A 21,225-nucleotide genomic window follows, 5' to 3' on the forward strand; every position below is an offset into this window, starting at 1 on the left:
TATGAGCCAGAAATTCGACTATTTCGTTATTTTTGCCGCCATGCGCACGGGCTCAAACCTGCTAGAGGCCAACCTGAATGCCTTGGACGGGGTCACCAGCCACGGCGAAGCGTTCAACCCGCATTTCATAGGGCGATTGAAAACCGAAGAACTGCTGGGCATTTCGATTGAGCAGCGGGACCAGAATCCAACCAACCTGCTGGACGCAATCCGCAATGCACCCGGCGGGCTGAATGGATTCCGCTTTTTTGATGGCCACGATCCACGTGTGTTAGAGCCTGTACTAAGCGATCCCCGCTGCGCCAAGATCATCCTGACGCGAAACCCCTTGGACAGTTTCGTGTCATTACAAATTGCGCGGGAAACCAAACAATGGCAGCTAAAGAACGTAAAACGCCGGCGTGAGGCTCGTATTGAATTCGACGTGGTCGAATTTCAAAAATACCTGGACCAACAGCAGAACTTCCAACTTTTGCTGCTTCATCACCTGCACGGCACGGGTCAGACCCCATTCTACATCGCGTATGACGATCTAAATCGGCTGGAATCGCTGAATGGTCTGGCGGCCTGGTTGGGAATTGCGGAACGGCTTACGGAACTTGATGACACACTGAAACCGCAAAACCCCGAGGCGACCCTGTCCAAGGTCACAAACCCGGATCAGCTTGAGCATGACTTGCCTCAAGTCGACAGATTCAATCTGCATCGAACCCCCAATTTTGAGCCCCGGCGTGGTCCGACAGTAGCCAACTATGTGGCCGCGCCGACCACACCGCTGATGTATCTGCCTGTGCGCGGCGGGCTTGAAGCGCAGGTTTCTCAATGGCTGGCTGATCTGGATGGGGTGAAAACGGATGCCCTGATCACCAACCAAAACCGAAAACAGGCACGGACGTGGATGGTTTCCCATCCGGGCCATCGGAAATTTACTGTGCTGCGCCATCCGTTGGCCCGCGCGCATTCTGTCTTTTGTTCTAAAATTCTGAACACCGGACCGGGCTCTTTTCTTAAGATCCGCAACATGTTGCGCAATCGTTTCAAAATTCCCATTCCGGGGCAATTGCGCAAAGACAATTACCCGGTCGATCAGCATTTCGAGGCGTTTTCGGCTTTCTTGCGTTTTCTGCGCCAGAATCTTGCAGGGCAGACGCCGGTTCGCGTTGACGGAATGTGGTGCAGTCAGGCGCAGGTGTTGGAAGGAATGGCGTCATTTGCCGTGCCCGATATGATCCTGAGGGAAGAGGAACTGGCATCGACCCTTCCTGATCTGGCCCGGTCGCTGGGGCACAAAACCCCGCCGGTGGCAGCTATAACCGACCCTGACGGCCCTTACACACTGGGCGACATCTACAACGAAACGCTCGAAACGCTGGCGGCAGATGCCTACCAGCGCGACTATATGCAATTCGGATTTGGTGCGTGGGAACCTGTTAAGGGCGCAGAGTGATCAGCGTACCGCGGTTTACCATCGCGTAGATTTCTTCAATCTCTTCATTCTTGACCGCAATGCATCCGGCTGTCCAATCCGGCGTCTTTTTCGCGCGTTTGCGTTCAGATCGCTTGTTGGGCTGGCCGTGGATAAAGATATCACCACCGGGATCAACGCCTGCTGCCTTTGCCTGTGCAACGTCTTCCGAGTTCGGGTAAGAAATCCCAAGGGACAGGTGATAACTGCTGTTGGGATTGCGGCGGTCGATCAGGTACGTGCCTTCGGGCGTGCGACCATCACCGCGTTTGGTCTTGGTCCCCGCGGGCGCAAAACCCAGATCCACCTTGTATTCTTTTAGAACGTGTTCGTTGTGCAGAAGATACATCTTCCGCGCACTTTTGTTGATGACCAAAGATGTAACTTCGGGCCCATCATATGTCAGAAATCTGGGGTTTGCCGAGGCGCAGGCCGAAAGGCCCAGCGTTGCCATAGCACCCAATCCAAATGCTCGACGATCCATGTTTCACTGCCTGCCGTTTTGTTTTTTTCAGGATTATGCCAGAAATCCAAAAAACTGAAATCACTTTTTGATGTTCGACTGCTCAATTAAGCGACGTTCGATGGATTCAAGGCGCTCTAACACCTCATCGCGGTAGGCATCGGTCTTTACCTCATCCTCGGCGTGGTGGGCATCCTGCATCGAGTTCACGATCAAACCCACTAGCAAGTTCACAACGGCAAAGGTTGTGACCATGATGAAGGGCACAAAGAAAACCCACGCATAGGGATAAACCTGCATGACCGGGCGCACGATGCCCATCGACCAGCTTTCCAGCGTCATGATCTGGAACAGCGTATAGGCTGACAGGCCAAGATCGCCGAACCAGTCCGGGAAAGATTGCGAGAACAGCTTGGTCGAAATCACCGCGCCAATATAAAACAGGATCGCCATCAGAAGGAAAACACTGGCCATGCCCGGCAAGGCTGAAATGAACCCTTCGACCACTCGGCGCAAACGGGGCGCAACCGAAATCACGCGCAACACCCTGAGAATACGCAGTGCCCTCAGGACCGACAGGCTGCCTGCACTGGGCACAAGGGCGATGCCCACAATCAGGAAATCAAAGTTGTTCCACCCGTTCTTGAAAAAATTCCGCCCCGTTGCGATCAGCTTCATCGAGATTTCGGCAACAAAGATAGCCAGACATAGCTGATCCAATGTCACGATCACTGGACCTGCCAGCTCCATCAGGGTCGGAGACGTCTCCATCCCCAGCAAGACCGCGTTGAACAGGATGACTCCGGTGATGAAATGCCCAAAAGCCGGGGCGTCGATGATTGTCTGCAGGCGTTGGGTGATCCCCATTCGGGCGCTCTCCTGTCAGGGTTATGAGTTCAGAGTAAAACGGGCGGCAAGTTCGACATGTGACGACCACCGAAATTGGTCAACCACTTGTACCCATTCAAGGGTGTAACCCGCGTTAACCAGCGTTTTTGCATCACGTGCGAACGTAACCGGATTGCACGAGACATAGGCAATCACCGGGCGTTTTGACTGCGCCAGCTCGGACACCTGCGCCTCGGCCCCTGCGCGCGGCGGGTCCAGCACGATTGCATCAAAATGCCTGAGTTCATCCGGCATCAAAGGTCGGCGGAACAGGTCGCGCGCCTCGGTCGTTACTCGTTTCAGCCCTTTGGCCTTGCGCCACCCCTGATCCAGCGCAGCGGTCATGTCAGCCTCGCCTTCCACTGCGTGAACTTCGGCAGTCTGCGCCAGCGGCAGCGAAAAAGTACCGCTGCCTGCGAACAGGTCGACGACGCGCTTTGCACCCTCGGTTGCTTGCAAAACGGCCTGTAATAGAGCCTGTTCCCCATCCTTGGTGGCCTGAAGAAACGCACCGGGCGGAGGTACGACTTCGGCCGCCCCAAAGCGTTGAACCGGCTGCTGTCGTGTGGCGATAACCTCATCATCCCAACTCAGCCGTGCAAGTCCATGGTGTTCGGTCGCCTGCGCCAGGGCCAGCTCAAGCGGGCCGTCCAGAGGCTTGCCGCCTTTGACTGCCACGTCCAGGCCGCCCTCGGATTGGGTCAGCGTCACTGCCAGAACCCCTTTTCGACTGCCCCCCAGCAAGGCCAACGCCTCGGCCACCGGGATCGCTGCGATCAAGTCGGGATGCAGCAAGTGGCAATCCGGGATTTCGGTAATCGTATCGGATGCGCGGCCATGGAACCCAGCCAAAGTGCCCTTTTTTGTCCGCCGCACAGCAACGGTTGCCCGACGCCGGGACCGTTCGGGTGAAGTATGGGTCGGGCGCACGTCCGCTTCGATCCCCTGCGCATCCAGCGCCTTGCGCACAATTTCGACCTTCCAGTCGGCGACAAATGCGTCTGATGCGTGTTGTAATTGGCATCCGCCGCACGCCTTGTAATGGCGGCACGGTGCTTTGACCCTTTGATCCGAGGGGGTTTCGACGCGGACGTCCGTCAAAAGCTGCCCGACAACGGTGCCGCTGACCGCTTCGCCCGGCAAGGTGCGCGGCGCAAAAACGGGACCTTCGGCAATGCCATCCCCCTGATGGCCAAGGCGCGTTATGGTGAATGTCTGCGTCATGATCCGCCTGATAACGGGGCTTCGCTCGCAACAAAACCCCTTTGACACCGTCAAGGTCGGGTTGAACAAAAAAACGCCGCCGATCCCGCCGTACTGCCCGAGCTAATCAGCCCAAAGCTATTCCGCAGCCTCTGCTTGAATGAAGCCACCAGACTGACGATGCCAGAACCGTGCATAAAGGCCGCCCTGTTCCAGCAGACCGTCGTGAGTGCCGGATTCGACAATGCGCCCCTGATCCAGAACGATGATCCGGTCCATCTCTCGCAGCGTCGAAAGCCGGTGCGCAATCGCAAGGACGGTCTTGCCCCGCATTACGCGGTGCAGGGCGGCTTGGATCGAGGCTTCTACCTCGGAATCCAGCGCAGATGTCGCTTCATCCAAAACAAGGATCGGCGCGTCTTTCAGGATCGCACGCGCCAGGGCGATCCGCTGCCGCTGTCCCCCGCTGAGTTTTACGCCACGCTCACCCAGATGGGCATCATACCCTGTGCGCCCATGAGCGTCTTGCAAACCAAGGATAAACTCGTGCGCCTCTGCCTTTTGTGCCGCGGCGATCATCTCGGCTTCTGTGGCACCAGGACGGCCATACAGGATGTTTTCACGCGCCGAGCGGTTGAACATCGCAGTTTCCTGCGTGACCATCCCGATATGCCTGCGCAAGCTGTCCTGTGTCACTTGGCGGACATCCTGACCGTCGATGCGAATTGTGCCTTTTTCCCCGTCATAGAGCCTCAAAAGCAACGAAACCAAAGTTGATTTCCCCGCCCCGGATGCGCCGACGATGCCCAGCTTCTCACCTGGATATACGGTCATATTCACATCGCTCACACCGCCGACATCGCGCCCGTAAGCAAAGCTGACATGGTCAAACTCGATCCGACCGTCCTGCACCTGCAGATCGGACGCGTTTGCTGTGTCCACAATCCGGTCCCGTTTGGCGAGAGTCATCATTCCATTCTCAATCTCACCGACATTCGCATAGAGGCCCATCAGCGTAAAACTGACCCAGCCTGTCATCTGGGCAATACGGATCGAAACCGCGCCCGCCGCAACGATATCGCCGGCCGTTGCAGTTCCCGCCTGCCACAACCAGATCGTTGCGCCCATCAGCACAACCGGCAACACACCTGCCAGCGTCATCAGAATGAACCTGAAACTAGCGGAAAGACTGCCGAACTCCAGCGACCGTTCCCGTAGATCGACCATCGCAGTGCGTGCGGCCTGATCTTCGTAGGCAGAATGCGCAAACAGCTTGACGGTCTTGATATTCGTGATGGTGTCGACCACCTGCCCCGACACCATCGCCCGCGCCCCAGCCCGCGCCGCCGAGCGTTTGCGGATGCGCGGCAAATACCAGCGGATAAGCAGGAAATAGACGGCAAGCCAAGCCGTGAAGGGCAGCATGACCAGCGGATGAATAGACCCTAACAAGAGGAACGAACCCACAAGCGAGGCGAGGGCAAAGACGATTGCACTGATTGTCTCGGACACAACCGATGCCATCGCATTCGAAGTCTGCATCTGCTTCTGTGCGATCCGTCCGGCAAAGTCGTCGTCGAAATAGGTGACGGACTGCCCCAATGTCCAACGGTTCAGCTTGGCCAGAACCAGCGGCGTGATATTGGGCATAACGATGTAATTGTTCGACAGTGAGGACAGCCCGAACAAAGCCGGGCGCAACAGCATGAAAAAGGCAACTGCGCCAAGGATCATCCACATGTTGCCTGCGGTCAGAAAGTTCTCGGGCCCGCCCGAGGTTGCAACGTCGACCACCAATCCCAGAATCCAGGCAGTTCCGGCCTCCATCGCGCCTGCGGTTGCGGAAAAGAAGGCCGCGACGAACAGCATGGGCCACGCGCCGGACAAGCACCAGCGAATGAACGCCCCCAGCGTTTGCGGCGGGGGCGTTTCGATGTTTTTGAACGGGTTTATGAGGTCGGCGATCCTCATTCCGCGGCCTCCGGGTTCAGGAAGCCCCCAGATTGCCGCGCCCAGAACTGGGCGTAAAGCCCGCCATGGGACAACAGCTCGGCATGGCCGCCTTGCTCTACAATTCTTCCGTCGTCCATGACCAGAATGCGGTCCATCTGGGCAATGGTGCTCAGCCGGTGGGCAATGGCGATCACGGTTTTACCTAGCATCATGCCGTAAAGAGTTTCCTGTATCGAGGCTTCGACTTCGGAATCTAGGGCAGATGTCGCCTCGTCCAACAGCAGGATCGGCGCATCCTTCAGGATCACACGCGCCAAGGTCACCCGCTGACGTTGCCCACCAGACAGTTTCACGCCCCGCTCACCCACATGCGCGTCATAGCCCGTGCGCCCTTGTGGGTCTTGCAGATCAAGGATGAACTCATGCGCTTCGGCCTGTTTGGCGGCGGCGATCATCTGCGCCTCGGACGCGTCGGGACGACCGTACAGGATGTTGTCGCGGACCGAACGATGCAGCAAGGCACTGTCCTGCTGCACCATTCCGATATGGCTGCGCAAACTGTCTTGCGTGACCTGTGCGATGTTCTGATCGTCGATCAGGATCGCGCCCTGCTCGATGTCATAAAACCGCAATAGCAGCTTTACTAGGGTCGATTTCCCGGCCCCGGACCGCCCGATCAGGCCGATCTTTTCGCCCGGCTGAATGGTCAAGCTGATGTGATCCAAACCCCCGGTCTTGCGCCCGTAATGGTGGGACAAGTCTCGAATGTCGATCTGGCCATTGGACAATTGCAACGGCTTGGCACCCGGCACATCCAACAGATCAATGGGCTGCGCAATCGTCTGCATCCCTTCGGCCACAACACCAAGCTGACGGAAAAAGCTGGTCAGCGCCCACATGATCCACCCAGTCATCGCGTTCAGCCGCAGAGTCAAAGCGGTAGCCGCCGCAACCACCCCGACCGAGGCGCTGCCTTGCATCCACAGGGCAATTGCCCAACCGACAACGCCAACGATCAGCAGACCGTTCAGCGTGACCAGAACCGCATCCATGATGGTGAAGATCCGCATCTCGATCTGGAAGGTTCGGCGTGTTTCCTCGATGGCTTCGCGGGCATAGTCTAGCTCCTGCGCGTCGTGGGCGAACATCTTGACCGAATGGATGTTGGTGTAGCTGTCGACCACCCGCCCCGTCACGGCAGACCGCGCATCAGACGCAGCCTGCGACGCGGGACCCACCCGCGCAACCGTCCAACGCACCAGCAGGCCGTACAGAACGAACCAAACAAGCAATGGCAGCAAAAGGCGTGGATCAGCCGCCATCAGCAGCACCGCCGCCCCGATCAGATAAGCCAGCGAAAAGGAAATCGCGTCAAAGACCTGAAACACCGCCTCGCCTGCTGCTGGAGGCGTTTGCATGATCCGGTTGGCGATGCGGCCCGCAAAGTCATTCTCGAACCAGCCCACCGACTGACGCAGCACATGTTTATGCGCGCGCCAACGGATAAGGGTGCCAAAGTTCGGCAGGATCGTGTTGTTCAACAATAGCACATCAACGACATGCAACATGGGCCGCAGCAAAAGGACAAAAAGGGCCATCAGGATCAGTTCGGTCCCGTGGGTCTTCCACACCTCGGCCGGTGGTCCGGTCAACAGATCAACTACGCGGCCCATATAGTAGATCAGCCCGACCTCAACTGCCGCTACGATGACTGAAATCAGTCCCGCCCAGAAGAATACCCGATAGAACGGCTTGGAGTATTCCAGCATGAACGGCCACAACCGCGTGGGCGGCGTGTCAGATTCCTTGTAGGCGACAAAAGGGTCAACGAGGTTTTCGAAAAAGCGAAACATGGAGAGTGCTCCGATTGAGCAGAAAATTGGTCATGCGAAGAAAGATGGCGCCAGAACACCACCCCAACGGGTCAAGGTGTCCCGGCTTTAGCCGAACCAGATCCCGTAATACATTCGCATCCCTCCACTTAAGTGACAGGCGCACGTAAGCACAAAGACTGCGATTTGTCATCCCTTTTTGAGACTTCGCCTCAGCGGCTCAGCAAATCGTCGCGGGTCAGCCCGAAACCCGACGCAATCCAGCGGGCCTCAAGCTCGGCCAGTTTCTGGCCCAGCGCAGGGCCGGTGAATTCCGGGATCAGATCTGATGCGGTGACTGGAAATTGGGCTTTGGCCCCTGCGTGAAGGTCGGTGCGCATCCCCTCGGACCAGGGCTTTTCGAAAAAGGCGCATCGCAGAAGCACTTTGTGCAGACCGCTTTCCTCGCCATATCGGAACCCAAGCTCTGCGGTAGACGCAGTCCCGCTTGCCTCATCCCGCATCCGAGTAAGTCGCTGAAGCTGCGCCTTGCTCAGGCGCAGGGTCTTTGCAATTTCGGGCGTCGCAATCGCGGCGAGCCGCCGGATGGGATCTGGCGCGGCGCCAGCCTGCTGCTCGAACATAATCAGTGGCGCAAGGGCCCGATCATCTGCACCCGGCACAAGTTGCGCCAGAACGCCGACGCTGCGCATGGCCGCGACAGAGGGTGCAGGATCGGGGGCACCTAGCAATTTCAAAAGCTCGGCCCCGACACGTTCGCGGGACAAATCCGACAAACCGTCCAAATTGGACGCAATCGCCGCCAGAGCATCCGCGTCAAACCCAGCCTCTGCATCACCATACCAAGCATGGAACCGAAAATAGCGCAAAGACCGCAGGTAATCTTCACGGATGCGGTGTTCGGCGGTTCCGATGAAGCGCACCCGCCGTGCCCGCAAATCCGGCAGGCCATTCAGCGGATCCAATACCGTCCCGTCAGGCCGCGCATAAAGCGCGTTCATGGTGAAGTCTCGGCGTGCCGCGTCCTCTTGGATATTATCCGAGAACGCCACAACCGCGCGGCGGCCATCAGTTTCGATGTCACGGCGGAAGGTGGTGATCTCATGCGGGACGCCATCACAGACCACCGTGATCGTGCCATGATCAATCCCGGTTGGGATCGCTTTCAGCCCCGCGTTTTGCGCAAGCTCGACAACCTGCTGAGGGCGGGCGTCCGTCGCAATGTCGATATCGGACGCGGGCGCGCCCAAAAGCGCATTTCGCACACAGCCGCCGACAAACAGCGCCTGCGCTCTGCCGTCCGTCAACGCCGCGCAAACCTTTTGTGTCGCCGGATCGGAAGCCCAGCTTTCGGAAATTTGCGTCATTCGCTCACCCGCGCGGCCAGACCCCGTAGCATGCGGGCCGTTGCGCCCCAGATATAATAGGGACCGAACGGCACCGTGAAATAATACCGTTTCTGACCCCGCCAGCGGCGCGATTCAACAATATAATTTGCAGGATCAAGGACATGCGCCAGCGGGACTGAGAACACCTCATCCACTTCGCCCGGTTCCGGTACCGGTTGAAACCTGTCCCGCAGAATGGCGATTACCGGGGTGACCGTGAAGGATGTCACCGTCTCATGGGTCGGCAAATGGCCCAGAATGTCCGGCAGATTCGGGGGCAAACCGATCTCTTCCTGCGCCTCACGCAGGGCGGTGGCCGTGACATCGGCGTCACCTTCGTCCTGCTTGCCGCCCGGAAAGGCAATCTGACCCGGATGATGTTTCAGCGCTGACGAACGCTTTGTCAGGATCACACGCGGAGTGTTTCCGACAACGGAGACCAGAACCAGAACCCCCGCCGGGCGCAGCTTGCGACCCTCCGGCAATACAGTGTCGGGGTTCAGGTCAAAATCACTTGACCCGTCGCCGGGGCGGCTCAGCGCCGCCCGCAGCACATCTGTCGGATCAGGGCCGGTCAGCATCAAAACCAACGGTGGCGGGATCCAGCACGTAATGCGCGCCGCAGAACTGGCAGTCTGCGGTGACGTTGCCCTCGGGCGTCGTCATCTTTTCAATGTCCTTCGCCGAATAGATTGACAGGCTCTGCCGCACGCGATCCTCGGAACAGGTACATCCGAATTGCACCGGCTGGGCGTCATAGACGCGGGGCTGTTCTTCGTGAAACAAACGCACCAGCAAATCGGTCGGCGCGGTTGACGGGCCGATCAATTCCAGATCTTCAACCGTATCCAGCAGGATATTCACGCGGCCCCAGTTTTCACCTTCCTCGCCATCGACCAGATCGCTGGCGGTCAGAATGTCACCGGTGCCTTCGCCCGTTGCCGCAAAAGGTGAAGCTTTGGGCATATGCTGCAACATGATCCCGCCCGCGCGCCAATGTTCGCCAACGCCCGGTTCGGTCGATTTCCCGAAACTCAGCGAGAACCGGGTCGGCAACTGCTCGGACTGGGCGAAATAGGCTTCGGCACAGGCGCTGAGCGACCCGCCAGCCAAGGGGGTGATCCCCTGATAGGGATGCGTACCTTCGCCCTGGTCGATCATGATCGCAAAATACCCTTCGCCCACCTGATCGAACGGGCTGGCATCGGTCAGCCTGTCCCGATCAAAGCTGGCATAGGCCCGGATCCGCGCCGGCTCACCTTCTTCGGTGGGAGCATAGTAATCGGTGGCAATCATGCGAACGGCGCCCTTGGACTGAACCTGAAGGGACAGCTTCCAGCGCAACGAAACAGTTTGACCGATCAACGCGGTCAGCAGCGCCATCTCAGCGACCAGAGCCTCGACCTTTTCGGGATAGTCGTGTTGTTTCAGGATGCCATCCAGCACCCCGTCCAGACGGGCCACGCGGCCACGCATGTCTGATACATCGAGTTGAAAGGGCAGGACGGTATCGTCCCACGCGATTTTGGTTCCAAGAGACATGGGGTTTCCTTACACGCCACAGGTTGGCATACCGCCAGCATATAGGTCGAACAATTCGGGTTGTAAGGGGCCATACATGATCAGACGGTTCGGTGAAACCCCACAAGCGGGTCATAAATACAAACGAAGGGTCGGCGTTTACGCGTTGCTGCCCCGGGGTCGGCACCTTTTGCTGACCTGTCAAATGGAACCCGGCCCCGATCTGCAATTGCCCGGCGGTGGTATTGATCCCGGCGAATCGCCTATAACAGCCCTGCACCGAGAAGTTTTCGAAGAAACAGGCTGGTTGGTGGCCAATCCACGGCGCGTCGGCGCGTTTCGCCGGTTCACCTATATGCCGGAGTATGACTTATGGGCTGAAAAGGTCTGTCTGATCTACCGCGCGCGTCCCGTCCGCAATATCAGCGCGCCGACCGAACCGTTTCACGAAGCGTTGTGGATGGATACCGCCGACGCGGTTGAGATGTTGGGCAATGGCGGCGACCGTCATTTCGCCAGTTTGCATCTGGATACGCTCTAGGGTCCTCCGTATTCGAAAAATACAGCCGAGACATCGTCATCCATGCTGCTGCCAGGGGCCATGGCATGGGTCAGGTCTTGAAAGATGTTGTCAAGAAAATCGGACCCACCGGCATCCTTGGCGCATTCCGTCGCCATTTGACGCAACCCGTCTTCTTCAAGAAGTCGGCCATCCGCCATGGTGCATTCGGTAAAACCATCCGAATACAAAAGAAGCCTGTCGCCGGGTTTTAGATAAGTTTCGATCCGCTGAAATGTCACGTCCGGCAACAACCCGATGGGCAAACCACCTTCGCCCAGAAACGCGGTTCCTCCATCCTGACGAAGCACCAAGGGGTGGGGATGGCCAGCTTGCACCATTTTCAGGTGGCCGTTGCGCAAATCGATGATGCCATAGACCATGGTAAAGTACTCTTCGATCCCGGCATCCGCCATCAATCGGGAATTCAGGGTCTCGGCCACGATCTCAGGCTGCAACAGCGCATAGAATTTACCGAACCGCTTTTCCATCGCTACATTCTGGTCGAAATGCTTGCTGGACAGATACCCGCCCAGCCGCGCTGTCATCATGGCCGAAGTGATGCCGTGGCCCGACACATCAATGCTATAAAATCCCAACCTGTTCACACCAGGTGAGAACATCCCGACAAGATCGCCGCCGATGTGACCGCAGGGTTTCAGCAACAGGCTGACCCGGGAATTTCCGAAGCTGCGCGTCAGTTCCGGCACCAGAGATTCCTGAATCTTGCGGGCCTGCATCAGGTCTTTGTCGATCGCGTCATGCGCCAGCTTCAGGTCTTCCAGCGCTGATTCAATCAGGCGGTTTTTCTCGGACAACTCGCGCTGCATATCCAAAATTCGGGCGCCTGCCGAAATACGGGCGCGCAGTTCGTCCGCCTCAAGCGGTTTAATCAGAAAGTCGTCCGCGCCGGCGTCCAGCCCGCGCGCGACCTCCTGCTTTTCGCTCTTGGAGGTTAGCAGGATGAAATAGCTGTACACCTCTCGATTCAATGACCGAAATGCCCGACAGAATTCCAGGCCGCTCATCCCCGGCATGACCCAATCGCTCAGGACCAGGTCCGGCGATTCCTTTGCGCAGATTTCCAGCGCAGCATCGCCATTATCCGCCTCAAGAACCTGAAACCCCCATTTTTTGAGCGAGGCCACAAGAATGCGCCGCTGAAGTCGGCTGTCATCTACGACAAGCACCTTCTGGATCACTCCAAAATCCAACTCTGATCTGGCTTCTGCTTGACTGACCTCTGCCACCCGATTCCTCTGCTCCCTAGCTGCACCCCCCGCGCAATTAGACCGTAGGCTTGGGCTGTTTAACATCAGGTGAAGGTTGATTTTTACGTCGCTTAACCTGCCCTTTACCGGCACAACGTTACCAAAATCATGTCGCGGTTTTGTTTTGGAGATTTCGGACATGATCAACTGGTCCAGGGTCAATCAGTTGCGCAACGAAGTGGGCAGCGCCGAATTTGACGAGGTCGTTCAGATCTTTCTGGACGAAGTACAAGAAGCGATCGACCGACTGGAACAGGACACGTTGCGGAAAGACTTGGAACAAAACCTGCATTTTCTTAAAGGCAGCGCCCTGAGCCTTGGGTTTGACCACTTCTCAAGGCTGTGCCAGGACGGTGAGCGATCGGCGGCCTCTGGCCAAGCGGTCGAAGTCAACCTGCCTGAAATTCTGACCGCATTTGAAGAATCTCGCGCCCGTTTCCTGACCGAAAAGGCACAAAACCTGACTTAGATGACAAACTGCGCCAACGTTTCGTCGTCTGTGATATCGGTATAGGTGAACCCCGCCTCATCCAGATGCGCGAAAAGACGTGCAAAATTCTCGGGCTTGCGGGTCTCGATACCAATCAGGACCGAGCCGAAATTGCGCGCCGATTTCTTCATATATTCAAACCGGGCGATATCGTCATCCGGGCCGAGGATATTCAGAAATTCCTTCAACGCTCCGGGACGCTGGGGCAGGCGCAGAATAAAGTACTTCTTCACGCCCGAGTAGCGCTGCGCCCGCTCTTTCACTTCGGGCAGACGCTCAAAATCGAAATTCCCACCCGAGGTGACGCAAACCACGGTCTTGCCGCGAATGAAGCTTTGCACGTCGGCAACCGCCTCAACCGCAAGAGCACCCGCAGGTTCCAGAACAATGCCTTCGACATTCAGCATTTCAATCATCGTGGCACAGATGCGATCTTCGGACAGAACCAGCACATCCGAAAGATGGCGTGACTTGAGCAATTCAAACGGCTTGGCCCCAATTCGACCAACCGCAGCACCGTCAACGAAGTTGTCTACGTGATCCAGCGAAACGGGGTGGCCCGCCGCCATTGCCGCATGCAGGCACGCCCCACCTTTGGGTTCGACAAACAGGCAATGCGTTCGATCGCCGAACCACGTCGCCACACCCGATGACATTCCCCCGCCCCCGACCGGCAAGATGACGTGATCTGGTACGCAACCCAGTTGCTCTTCGATCTCAACCGCAAGGGACGCCTGCCCCTCGATCACGTCCTCATCATCGAAGGGCGACAGGAAATAACCGCCCTGCTGAGCACACCACTGTTGCGCCGCCGCCAAAGTGTCGTCGAAATAGTCCCCGGACAGATGAACCTCGATATTGTCCCCGCCGAAGATGCGGGTTTTCTGAATTTTCTGCTGCGGCGTTGTCACCGGCATGAAGATCACACCGCGCACGTTCAGGTGTTTGCACATGAACGCCACACCCTGCGCATGATTGCCGGCACTAGCGCAGACAAACAGGTCATGCCCCTTCTGCTTGCGCATGGCGTTAAACGCGCCCCGGATCTTGTAGGACCGCACCGGGCTTAGGTCTTCACGCTTGAGCCAGATATCGGCCCCATAGCGGTCGGACAGGTGGGCATTCCGCTGCAAGGGCGTCGGCGGAAAAACCGATCGCATTTCCTGCTCGGCGGCGCGGGCACGGGTCATGAAATCACTCATGACGGTTTCACTGCCGCATCACCGCCGAAAGCGCAAGGAATACATATGTGTACGAGCGGTTAGGTCAGTTCGCGCTTTTCTATAAACACACCGAACATCGTGGTCAGGATGCTGACGTTTATCAGCGGCAACACCAAAGTACCGAAGAACAGGGTCAGCAAGATGCCCAGCAGGGGAATAAACGCGAGCGCGGTGAACGCAAGCTGCACCAGAAACTGAAACAGGAAGTTCACGATCAGAAGCAAGATGATTGCACCACCCATTCCTTGTGTGCTGTTCCACGCATCCCCAAGCGTTACTGGATGGCCAATCGCAGCCGCTGGCAGGATGATCGAAAGGCGATAGAATGAAACGATCAGAAAAAAGGCGAAAACAACCGTTACCACCAAGGTCAGTGCGCCAGCTCCCATCGCGGCCATAACCATGCTTAGCGGCAAGAAGGCAAGGCCCATCAGTAGGCCCAACAGCAACACGCGCCCGAAATACGCGAGAATCCTGTCAAACCGGAAAGTCGGGAAAATACCGTGGGGGTATTCTTCCAGAAGGATAAAGCGATGCCAGGACACGGCGATCCAGAACATCGTGATTATTCCCACAATGGCCACACTTGCGACGAAGAACACCAGCGATCCGTATGACGTTCCCGGTGGCAAGGTACCGGTTTCCGGGTCAAGTTGATCCCAGGGTATATCCAGAACCATAAACAGCGCGACTATGGCGGCGGTTGCCGCAAGTGCCGGCCCAAATGTAATTTGCAGAACCTGCTTTATATTTCCAAAAACCATTCGCACGGAATGCACAAAAATCTGCCAGCCCAACATTGTAAAAAACTGCCCTTTCAACCAATCCTTGTTCTCTATCCGTCCGTTTCACCTGAAATCGCCGCCTGCGTCAACGCAGATAACTTGCCCCCGCATTCAAAACCCGTTAGGGGCCAATCGTTCTACGCATAAAGGGAAGTCAGATGTCCGCGCCCAAGAAAGTTGTTCTGGCCTATTCCGGTGGCCTTGATACCTCGATCATTCTGAAATGGTTGCAGACCGAGTATGGATGTGAGGTCGTCACCTTCACCGCCGATCTGGGTCAGGGTGAAGAGCTGGAGCCAGCACGACAAAAGGCCGAGATGCTGGGGATCAAGCCCGAGAACATCTATATCGAAGACATCCGCGAAGAATTCGTCCGCGACTTCGTCTTCCCCATGTTCCGCGCCAATGCGCAGTACGAAGGTCTGTACTTGCTGGGCACGTCGATTGCGCGCCCGCTGATCTCGAAACGTCTGGTTGAGATCGCGGCCGAAACCGGTGCCGATGCCGTGGCGCATGGCGCAACCGGCAAAGGCAACGACCAGGTGCGGTTCGAACTGGCGGCCTATGCGCTGAACCCCGATATCAAGGTCATCGCGCCGTGGCGGGAATGGGATCTGACCAGCCGGACCAAGCTGCTGGAATTTGCCGAGCAGAACCAGATTCCGATTGCCAAGGACAAGCGCGGTGAGGCTCCGTTCTCGGTCGATGCGAACCTGCTGCATACCTCGTCCGAGGGCAAGGTTCTGGAAGACCCCGCCGATATAGCGCCTGATTACGTCTATCAGCGCACCGTCCACCCTGAAGATGCACCGAATGAGCCTGAGTTCATCGAGATCGGCTTTGAAAAAGGCGACGCGGTCAGCATCAATGGTGAAGCAATGAGCCCGGCCACCATCCTGACCAAGCTGAACGAATATGGCGGCAAGCACGGCATTGGCCGTCTGGACCTGGTCGAAGGCCGGTTCGTTGGGATGAAATCACGCGGTATCTACGAAACGCCCGGCGGCACCATCCTGTTGGAAGCGCACCGTGGCATCGAGTCCATCACTATGGACCGCGGCGCGATGCATCTGAAAGACCAGTTGATGCCGCAATATGCCGAGCTGATCTACAACGGCTTCTGGTACTCGCCCGAACGCGAAATGCTGCAGGCCGCCATCGACAAGAGCCAAGAGCATGTCACCGGCACCGTGCGCGTGAAACTGTATAAAGGTCTGGCCTCGACCGTTGGCCGCTGGTCGGATCACTCGCTCTACTCCGAGGCACATGTGACGTTCGAGGAAGACGCGGGTGCATATGACCAGACAGATGCGGCGGGCTTTATCCAGTTGAACGCCCTGCGTCTTAAACTGCTGGCAGCCCGCGACAAGCGTTTGTCCAAGTGACCGAAGACGACGGCATCGGTGATGAGCTTGATCTGTTCATCGAAGCGCAGGACACGGTTTGGTCCGACGTCCTGCGCGAGCTGAAGCAGGGGCAGAAAACCAGCCACTGGATGTGGTTCGTCTTTCCGCAACTGGCCGCGCTTGGCCGGTCCGACATGGCGCAGCTCTACGGCATTGAAGATCTGGAAGAGGCGACAGCCTATCTGGATCACCCAGAACTGCGCAAACGCCTGACCGAAACAGCGCAGTTGATGCTGCTGCACAAGGGCCGCGACGCCACGGACATTCTGGGCGGGACAGATGGCAAGAAGTTGCGGTCTTGCATGACGCTGTTCTCATCCGTACCCGACGCCCCGCCCGAATTTCTGGCCGTTCTGGACGCATTCTATGACGGTCAGCGGTGCGAACGCACTGTCCAGCTTTTGCAGGAGTCGTAGGCAGTGGTTCTCGTGGGGTCATCCTTGCTTGGCTAACCGGTTTAGCCTTACGCACAGGTCAACCGAGGAGAGATACCATGTTGCAATCAATTGCGGACGACATTCAGAAAAACCTGGTTGGCAAAAGCTTCGAAGGCTCGTTGAAGTTCGATTGCGGCGATGACGGCGTGATCGTCCTGTCCGACAATCAGGCCACCACACAGGATCGGGAAACCGACTGCACCATCCGTATTTCACAGAAAAACCTGACCAAACTGCTGACCGGCAAGCTGAACCCGATGACAGGTGTGGCTTTGGGCAAGCTCAAGATTTCGGGAAATATGGGCGTTGCGATGAAACTGGGGCAGTTGCTGGGATAAACTCCTCTCACCAGCGCGTGACAAACGATGTCAGGTGATTGCGTCGGGCAAAAAGACAAGGCAGCCTAATCTCAGAAGGAGACCTGCCATGACCCGCATCGCTTATCTCGACTACGTCAAACCGACGCTTCTTTTTACTTTGATCGCAATTGCCGCTCTGTTGCGAGCGACCCCGGCACCCGCCGCGGGAACCGAAACCCTGACGGTAGCCGGCGGGTGTTTCTGGTGTGTCGAATCCGACTTTGAATCCGTGAAAGGTGTGACAGGGGCAGTTTCCGGATTTACCGGCGGTAAAACCGCAAGCCCTACGTATGATCAAGTCTCCAAAGGGGGCACTGGTCATTACGAAGCCGTCCAGATCACCTTTGACCCATCGGTCGTTTCCCGTGAAACGCTGTTGAACCTCTTTTTCCGGTCCGTAGACCCCACCGATGCCGGAGGGCAGTTCTGTGATCGGGGGGATAGTTATAGAACCGCCATTTTTGTCTCTAATGCAGGCGAAAAAGCTTCTGCTGAACGAGCCAAGGCAGATGCACAACGTGCGCTGGGGCAGACCGTGGTTACGCCGATCCTGCAGGCTGGCACGTTCTATCCTGCCGACGCATATCATCAGGATTACTACAAAGGGTCCAAGCTGGTTCTCACGCGGTTTGGCCCCAAACGCCAACACAGCGCATACAAGGCTTACCGCAAAGCTTGCGGCCGGGATGCCCGTGTCAAACAGCTTTGGGGCGGTGACGCGCCATTTGCCGGATCCTAATCGAGCTTCGCGTCCCGGACCTCTTTTAAATCCGGGATGACATCTGCTGTACCGTGCCGCGTGACCATCAAGGCCGCGGCACGATTTGCTTGTGAAATCGCCTGCGGGATCGGCATCCCGCGATCCATCCCGGCCAGAACATAGCCGGTAAAGGTATCCCCCGCGCCGGTCGTATCCACAGGCTGCACTTTATAGGCCGGGAAATCCGACGCTGCGGCGCGATGATGGTACCGCGCGCCTTTCGATCCCAAGGTGACAATCACATGCTCGACCTTCAAATCCAAGACTGATTGACCGGTGGCTTGACGCAGTTGATCGGCCTCAACCTCGTTCAAAATCAGGAAATCCAGATAGGGCAGCACGGCCTGCACTGCATCGGCCTGAAACGGTGCTGCGGCATAGCAGACGGTTAAACCCATCTCACGACCCATCTTCGCGGCCTCAACCTGAAGATTGGTTTCGTTCTGCATCACCAGCAAATCACCACGCGAAGCTGAAGACAGCGCCTGCCCCAACTGATCCTGCGAGATTGCGTGGTTCGCCCCCTGAAACAGAATGATGTTGTTCTCACCCTGCGCATCCACGGCAATGATGGCGTGGCCTGTCGGCACATCGACCTGGGCAATATGGCGCGTATCCACGCCGTATTCCGTCAAACGATCCAACGCCCAGCGCCCATCCGACCCCACGGCCCCGATATGCGCTACCCGCGCCCCGGCCCGTGCCGCCGCCACGGACATGTTCGCCCCCTTGCCGCCCAGAAAACGATCCAGACCACCGGCCGAGAGTGTCTCGCCCGGACCAGGAAGGTGCGGAACGTCATAAATCATGTCCGAGTTGATCGAGCCGAGGTTCCAGATCGTCATGGCTTATCCAATGTCACACGACGCCAGGATAGCCATGTTCAGGATGTCATTCGCGGTTGAAACGGTCGAACAGATCTGAATCGGCTTGTCGACACCTGACAGGATCGGACCAATAACCGTAGCTCCGCCCATTTCCTGCATCAGCTTGGTCGAAATCGACGCCGAATGGCGCGCGGGAACGATTAGGATATTCGCCGGGCCTGTCAGACGCTGGAACGGATAGCTGGCCTGTTGATCGACATTCAGCGCTACGTCCACGGTCATTTCGCCCTCATATTCGAAATCAACGCCGCGCTGGTCCAGAACCGCAGGCGCACGGTGCATTTTTTCAGCCCGCTCCGACATCGGATAGCCGAATGTCGAAAAGCTGACGAACGCCACGCGCGGCTCAAGCCCCATGTGGCGCGCAACGGCGGCCGAGCGTTCAGCGATATTGGCCAGATCATTCTCGTCAGGCCATTCGTGAACCAGTGTATCGCCGATCAGCACGATCCGACCCTTGTGCAACAGCGCCGTGACACCAGCCGCGCCATGCGCCGCGTCCGCGTCGAACACGTGATTGATCCGGTCCAGAACATGCGCCGACTTGCGTGTGGCCCCGGTTACAAGACCATCGCCATGCCCATGCGCAAGCATCAGCGAGGAAAACACGTGACGGTCCCGCGCGGCAAGGCGGTGAATGTCCTTGCGGTCGAAACCCTTACGTTGAAGCCGCTCGTACAGGAAGTTCGAGTAGGTCTCGAGATGCGTGGTATTGGCAGCGTTTACCACCTCAAGCTCACGCACTGCATCGCCCAGACCGGCCTCTTCCAGCTTGGCCTTCACGTCATCGGTACGCCCCACTACCAGCGCCTTGCCAAAGCCCGAGCGTTGATAGGTGACAGCCGCGCGCAGCACGCGAGGATCGTCGCCCTCGGCAAAAATCATCCGGCTTTGCGCCTGACGCGCGCGGGCGTTCAGACCGCGTAGAATGCTGGCGGTCGGGTCCATGCGGGACTTGAGGCTCAGCTCATAGGCATCCATGTCGATGATCGGACGCCGCGCGGCCCCGGTATCCATACCGGCCTTAGCGACGGCAGGTGGAATTCGGTGGATCAAGCGCGGATCAAACGGCGTAGGAATTATATAGTCGCGCCCGAAGGTCAGCGATTTTCCATAGGCCATCGCAACCTCATCCGGCACATCCTCGCGCGCCAGGTTGGCCAGCGCGTGGGCGCAGGCGATTTTCATCTCATCATTGATGGCGCGGGCATGGATATCCAGCGCGCCGCGGAACAGGTAGGGAAAGCCCAGAACGTTGTTCACCTGGTTCGGATAGTCGCTGCGGCCCGTGGCAACAATGGCATCAACACGAACTTCGTGCGCCTCTTCCGGGGTGATCTCGGGGTCGGGGTTGGCCATGGCGAAAATCACCGGGTTATCGGCCATCGACGCAACCATATCCTGCGTCACGGCCCCTTTGACCGACACGCCCAGAAACACATCCGCGCCCTTCATGGCTTCTTCCAGCGTGCGCAGTTCGGTCGTGATCGCATGAGCCGATTTCCACTGGTTCATACCTTCGGTCCGGCCCTGATAGATCACGCCCTTGGTGTCACAAACGATGCAGTTCTCGTGCCGCGCACCCATTGATTTGAGCAGTTCGATACAGGCGATCCCCGCCGCACCCGCACCGTTCAGAACAATCTTCACGTCTTCGATTTTCTTGCCCGAAATATGCAGCGCATTCAGCAAGCCCGCCGCACAGATCACCGCTGTACCATGCTGATCGTCGTGGAAGACGGGGATATCCATCTCTTCTTTGAGGCGCTGTTCAATGATGAAACACTCGGGCGCTTTGATGTCTTCAAGGTTGATGCCGCCAAATGTTGGCCCCATCAGGCGGACCGCGCGACAGAACTCATCCGGGTCTTCGGTGTCCAATTCGATGTCGATCGAGTTCACGTCGGCAAAACGCTTAAACAGGACGGCCTTGCCCTCCATCACCGGCTTGCCGCCCAGCGCGCCCAGATTGCCAAGGCCCAGAACAGCCGTCCCGTTCGAGATCACGGCGACCAGGTTGCCCTTGTTGGTATAGTCATAGGCAGTTTCGGGCGCTTCGGCGATGGCTTCACAGGGAACGGCCACGCCGGGGCTATAGGCCAACGACAGATCGCGCTGCGTGGTCATGGGAACGGTGGCCTGCACCTCCCACTTGCCGGGGGTGGGGTCCAGGTGAAAGGCCAGCGCCTCTTCTTTGGTGATCTTCGCTTTGGGCATCTTATCGGTCGTTTCCATGAATTCGGGGCTGTTGCGTCATAGCGCAGGCGGGGCTGCGCCTCAACGACAATACGTTTTCACCTTTCGTCGCGGTTGGGGGATTTGTAAGGTCGCGACC

Annotated in this window: 20 protein-coding genes; 7 read left to right on the forward strand and 13 right to left on the reverse strand. The window is 57.6% G+C overall.

The features are described 5' to 3' along the window. Position 1: 1 nt before the first annotated feature. Positions 2–1,447 carry a nodulation protein NodH gene (locus RUESEDTHA_RS06860; RefSeq protein WP_180885545.1) on the forward strand — a complete coding sequence of 482 codons (1,446 nt, stop codon included), beginning with the start codon at positions 2–4 and terminating at the stop codon, positions 1,445–1,447. Here the strand turns inward: RUESEDTHA_RS06860 and RUESEDTHA_RS06865 are convergent. The 8 genes from RUESEDTHA_RS06865 to RUESEDTHA_RS06900 all read right to left on the reverse strand — a co-directional run bounded on the left by RUESEDTHA_RS06865 (position 1,431) and on the right by RUESEDTHA_RS06900 (position 10,734). Then, a complete protein-coding gene (locus RUESEDTHA_RS06865) occupies positions 1,431–1,949 on the reverse strand; it encodes a murein L,D-transpeptidase family protein (RefSeq protein ID WP_180885547.1) in 519 nt (172 codons plus the stop codon). The two genes, RUESEDTHA_RS06860 and RUESEDTHA_RS06865, sit on opposite strands and share 17 nt — an antisense overlap. A 60-nt stretch (positions 1,950–2,009) precedes the next feature. Further along, on the reverse strand, positions 2,010–2,795 hold the full coding sequence (locus tag RUESEDTHA_RS06870) for an ion transporter (RefSeq protein WP_180885548.1): 786 nt from the start codon (positions 2,793–2,795) through the stop codon (positions 2,010–2,012). Positions 2,796–2,816: 21 nt separating this feature from the next. Continuing rightward, the gene (locus RUESEDTHA_RS06875) at positions 2,817–4,040 is read right to left on the reverse strand and encodes a class I SAM-dependent RNA methyltransferase (protein WP_180885549.1); all 1,224 of its coding nucleotides are present in this window, start codon (positions 4,038–4,040) and stop codon (positions 2,817–2,819) included. Between the two features lie 117 nt (positions 4,041–4,157). Next, positions 4,158–5,990, reverse strand: a complete 1,833-nt coding sequence (locus RUESEDTHA_RS06880) for an ABC transporter ATP-binding protein (protein ID WP_180885550.1) — start codon at positions 5,988–5,990, stop codon at positions 4,158–4,160. Further along, on the reverse strand, positions 5,987–7,825 hold the full coding sequence (locus RUESEDTHA_RS06885) for an ABC transporter ATP-binding protein (RefSeq protein WP_180885551.1): 1,839 nt from the start codon (positions 7,823–7,825) through the stop codon (positions 5,987–5,989). Before RUESEDTHA_RS06885 ends, RUESEDTHA_RS06880 begins: the two co-directional genes overlap by 4 nt. Positions 7,826–8,016: 191 nt before the next feature. Continuing rightward, positions 8,017–9,171 (reverse strand): CCA tRNA nucleotidyltransferase, encoded by a 1,155-nt coding sequence (locus RUESEDTHA_RS06890; RefSeq protein WP_180885552.1) that lies wholly within the window; start codon positions 9,169–9,171, stop codon positions 8,017–8,019. After that, positions 9,168–9,773 carry a CoA pyrophosphatase gene (locus RUESEDTHA_RS06895; protein WP_180885553.1) on the reverse strand — a complete coding sequence of 202 codons (606 nt, stop codon included), beginning with the start codon at positions 9,771–9,773 and terminating at the stop codon, positions 9,168–9,170. Before RUESEDTHA_RS06895 ends, RUESEDTHA_RS06890 begins: the two co-directional genes overlap by 4 nt. Further along, entirely contained in the window at positions 9,757–10,734 is a 978-nt protein-coding gene (locus RUESEDTHA_RS06900) for an Hsp33 family molecular chaperone HslO (RefSeq protein ID WP_180885555.1), read from the reverse strand. Before RUESEDTHA_RS06900 ends, RUESEDTHA_RS06895 begins: the two co-directional genes overlap by 17 nt. Before the next feature lie 76 nt (positions 10,735–10,810). Between RUESEDTHA_RS06900 and RUESEDTHA_RS06905 the strand changes: the two genes are divergently transcribed. After that, positions 10,811–11,254 (forward strand): NUDIX hydrolase, encoded by a 444-nt coding sequence (locus tag RUESEDTHA_RS06905; protein WP_180885557.1) that lies wholly within the window; start codon positions 10,811–10,813, stop codon positions 11,252–11,254. Here the strand turns inward: RUESEDTHA_RS06905 and RUESEDTHA_RS06910 are convergent. Then, positions 11,251–12,474, reverse strand: a complete 1,224-nt coding sequence (locus tag RUESEDTHA_RS06910; protein ID WP_370456766.1) for a PP2C family protein-serine/threonine phosphatase — start codon at positions 12,472–12,474, stop codon at positions 11,251–11,253. The genes RUESEDTHA_RS06905 and RUESEDTHA_RS06910 overlap by 4 nt on opposite strands. A 208-nt stretch (positions 12,475–12,682) precedes the next feature. Here RUESEDTHA_RS06910 and RUESEDTHA_RS06915 point away from each other — a divergent pair, with 208 nt between their 5' ends. After that, entirely contained in the window at positions 12,683–13,012 is a 330-nt protein-coding gene (locus RUESEDTHA_RS06915) for an Hpt domain-containing protein (protein WP_171240443.1), read from the forward strand. Here the strand turns inward: RUESEDTHA_RS06915 and ilvA are convergent. After that, positions 13,009–14,235 (reverse strand): threonine ammonia-lyase IlvA, encoded by a 1,227-nt coding sequence (ilvA, locus tag RUESEDTHA_RS06920; RefSeq protein ID WP_180885559.1) that lies wholly within the window; start codon positions 14,233–14,235, stop codon positions 13,009–13,011. The two genes, RUESEDTHA_RS06915 and ilvA, sit on opposite strands and share 4 nt — an antisense overlap. Before the next feature lie 59 nt (positions 14,236–14,294). Beyond that, positions 14,295–15,020, reverse strand: coding sequence for a hypothetical protein (locus RUESEDTHA_RS06925; RefSeq protein WP_255431641.1), 726 nt, complete (start codon positions 15,018–15,020; stop codon positions 14,295–14,297). Between the two features lie 179 nt (positions 15,021–15,199). Here RUESEDTHA_RS06925 and RUESEDTHA_RS06930 point away from each other — a divergent pair, with 179 nt between their 5' ends. The 4 genes from RUESEDTHA_RS06930 (at position 15,200) to msrA (ending at position 17,982) form a co-directional block, all read left to right on the forward strand. Then, positions 15,200–16,426, forward strand: coding sequence for an argininosuccinate synthase (locus RUESEDTHA_RS06930; protein ID WP_180885562.1), 1,227 nt, complete (start codon positions 15,200–15,202; stop codon positions 16,424–16,426). Further along, positions 16,423–16,863: a DUF1810 domain-containing protein gene (locus RUESEDTHA_RS06935; RefSeq protein ID WP_180885564.1), complete on the forward strand. Its 441-nt coding sequence runs from the start codon at positions 16,423–16,425 to the stop codon at positions 16,861–16,863. Before RUESEDTHA_RS06930 ends, RUESEDTHA_RS06935 begins: the two co-directional genes overlap by 4 nt. A gap of 77 nt (positions 16,864–16,940) precedes the next feature. Then, positions 16,941–17,222 (forward strand): SCP2 sterol-binding domain-containing protein, encoded by a 282-nt coding sequence (locus RUESEDTHA_RS06940; protein WP_171123810.1) that lies wholly within the window; start codon positions 16,941–16,943, stop codon positions 17,220–17,222. A gap of 88 nt (positions 17,223–17,310) precedes the next feature. After that, the gene (gene msrA, locus RUESEDTHA_RS06945) at positions 17,311–17,982 is read left to right on the forward strand and encodes a peptide-methionine (S)-S-oxide reductase MsrA (protein ID WP_180885566.1); all 672 of its coding nucleotides are present in this window, start codon (positions 17,311–17,313) and stop codon (positions 17,980–17,982) included. On the opposite strand, the gene RUESEDTHA_RS06950 is transcribed toward msrA, so the two are convergent. After that, entirely contained in the window at positions 17,979–18,848 is an 870-nt protein-coding gene (locus RUESEDTHA_RS06950) for a ribokinase (protein ID WP_180885568.1), read from the reverse strand. The two genes, msrA and RUESEDTHA_RS06950, sit on opposite strands and share 4 nt — an antisense overlap. A gap of 3 nt (positions 18,849–18,851) precedes the next feature. Beyond that, a complete protein-coding gene (locus tag RUESEDTHA_RS06955) occupies positions 18,852–21,107 on the reverse strand; it encodes an NADP-dependent malic enzyme (protein ID WP_180885571.1) in 2,256 nt (751 codons plus the stop codon). Between the last annotated feature and the right edge of the window lie 118 nt (positions 21,108–21,225).

It is taken from the genome of Ruegeria sp. THAF57 (assembly GCF_903914075.1).
GTDB lineage: Bacteria > Pseudomonadota > Alphaproteobacteria > Rhodobacterales > Rhodobacteraceae > Ruegeria.

Bases quoted from the DNA above. Each gene is read 5' to 3' on its own strand.
- RUESEDTHA_RS06860 (WP_180885545.1), top strand. From the start codon at position 2: ATGAGCCAGAAATTCGACTATTTCGTTATTTTTGCCGCCATGCGCACG.
- RUESEDTHA_RS06865 (WP_180885547.1), bottom strand. From the start codon at position 1,949: ATGGATCGTCGAGCATTTGGATTGGGTGCTATGGCAACGCTGGGCCTT.
- RUESEDTHA_RS06870 (WP_180885548.1), bottom strand. From the start codon at position 2,795: ATGGGGATCACCCAACGCCTGCAGACAATCATCGACGCCCCGGCTTTT.
- RUESEDTHA_RS06875 (WP_180885549.1), bottom strand. From the start codon at position 4,040: ATGACGCAGACATTCACCATAACGCGCCTTGGCCATCAGGGGGATGGC.
- RUESEDTHA_RS06880 (WP_180885550.1), bottom strand. From the start codon at position 5,990: ATGAGGATCGCCGACCTCATAAACCCGTTCAAAAACATCGAAACGCCC.
- RUESEDTHA_RS06885 (WP_180885551.1), bottom strand. From the start codon at position 7,825: ATGTTTCGCTTTTTCGAAAACCTCGTTGACCCTTTTGTCGCCTACAAG.
- RUESEDTHA_RS06890 (WP_180885552.1), bottom strand. From the start codon at position 9,171: ATGACGCAAATTTCCGAAAGCTGGGCTTCCGATCCGGCGACACAAAAG.
- RUESEDTHA_RS06895 (WP_180885553.1), bottom strand. From the start codon at position 9,773: ATGCTGACCGGCCCTGATCCGACAGATGTGCTGCGGGCGGCGCTGAGC.
- RUESEDTHA_RS06900 (WP_180885555.1), bottom strand. From the start codon at position 10,734: ATGTCTCTTGGAACCAAAATCGCGTGGGACGATACCGTCCTGCCCTTT.
- RUESEDTHA_RS06905 (WP_180885557.1), top strand. From the start codon at position 10,811: ATGATCAGACGGTTCGGTGAAACCCCACAAGCGGGTCATAAATACAAA.
- RUESEDTHA_RS06915 (WP_171240443.1), top strand. From the start codon at position 12,683: ATGATCAACTGGTCCAGGGTCAATCAGTTGCGCAACGAAGTGGGCAGC.
- ilvA (WP_180885559.1), bottom strand. From the start codon at position 14,235: ATGAGTGATTTCATGACCCGTGCCCGCGCCGCCGAGCAGGAAATGCGA.
- RUESEDTHA_RS06925 (WP_255431641.1), bottom strand. From the start codon at position 15,020: ATGGTTTTTGGAAATATAAAGCAGGTTCTGCAAATTACATTTGGGCCG.
- RUESEDTHA_RS06930 (WP_180885562.1), top strand. From the start codon at position 15,200: ATGTCCGCGCCCAAGAAAGTTGTTCTGGCCTATTCCGGTGGCCTTGAT.
- RUESEDTHA_RS06940 (WP_171123810.1), top strand. From the start codon at position 16,941: ATGTTGCAATCAATTGCGGACGACATTCAGAAAAACCTGGTTGGCAAA.
- msrA (WP_180885566.1), top strand. From the start codon at position 17,311: ATGACCCGCATCGCTTATCTCGACTACGTCAAACCGACGCTTCTTTTT.
- RUESEDTHA_RS06950 (WP_180885568.1), bottom strand. From the start codon at position 18,848: ATGACGATCTGGAACCTCGGCTCGATCAACTCGGACATGATTTATGAC.
- RUESEDTHA_RS06955 (WP_180885571.1), bottom strand. From the start codon at position 21,107: ATGCCCAAAGCGAAGATCACCAAAGAAGAGGCGCTGGCCTTTCACCTG.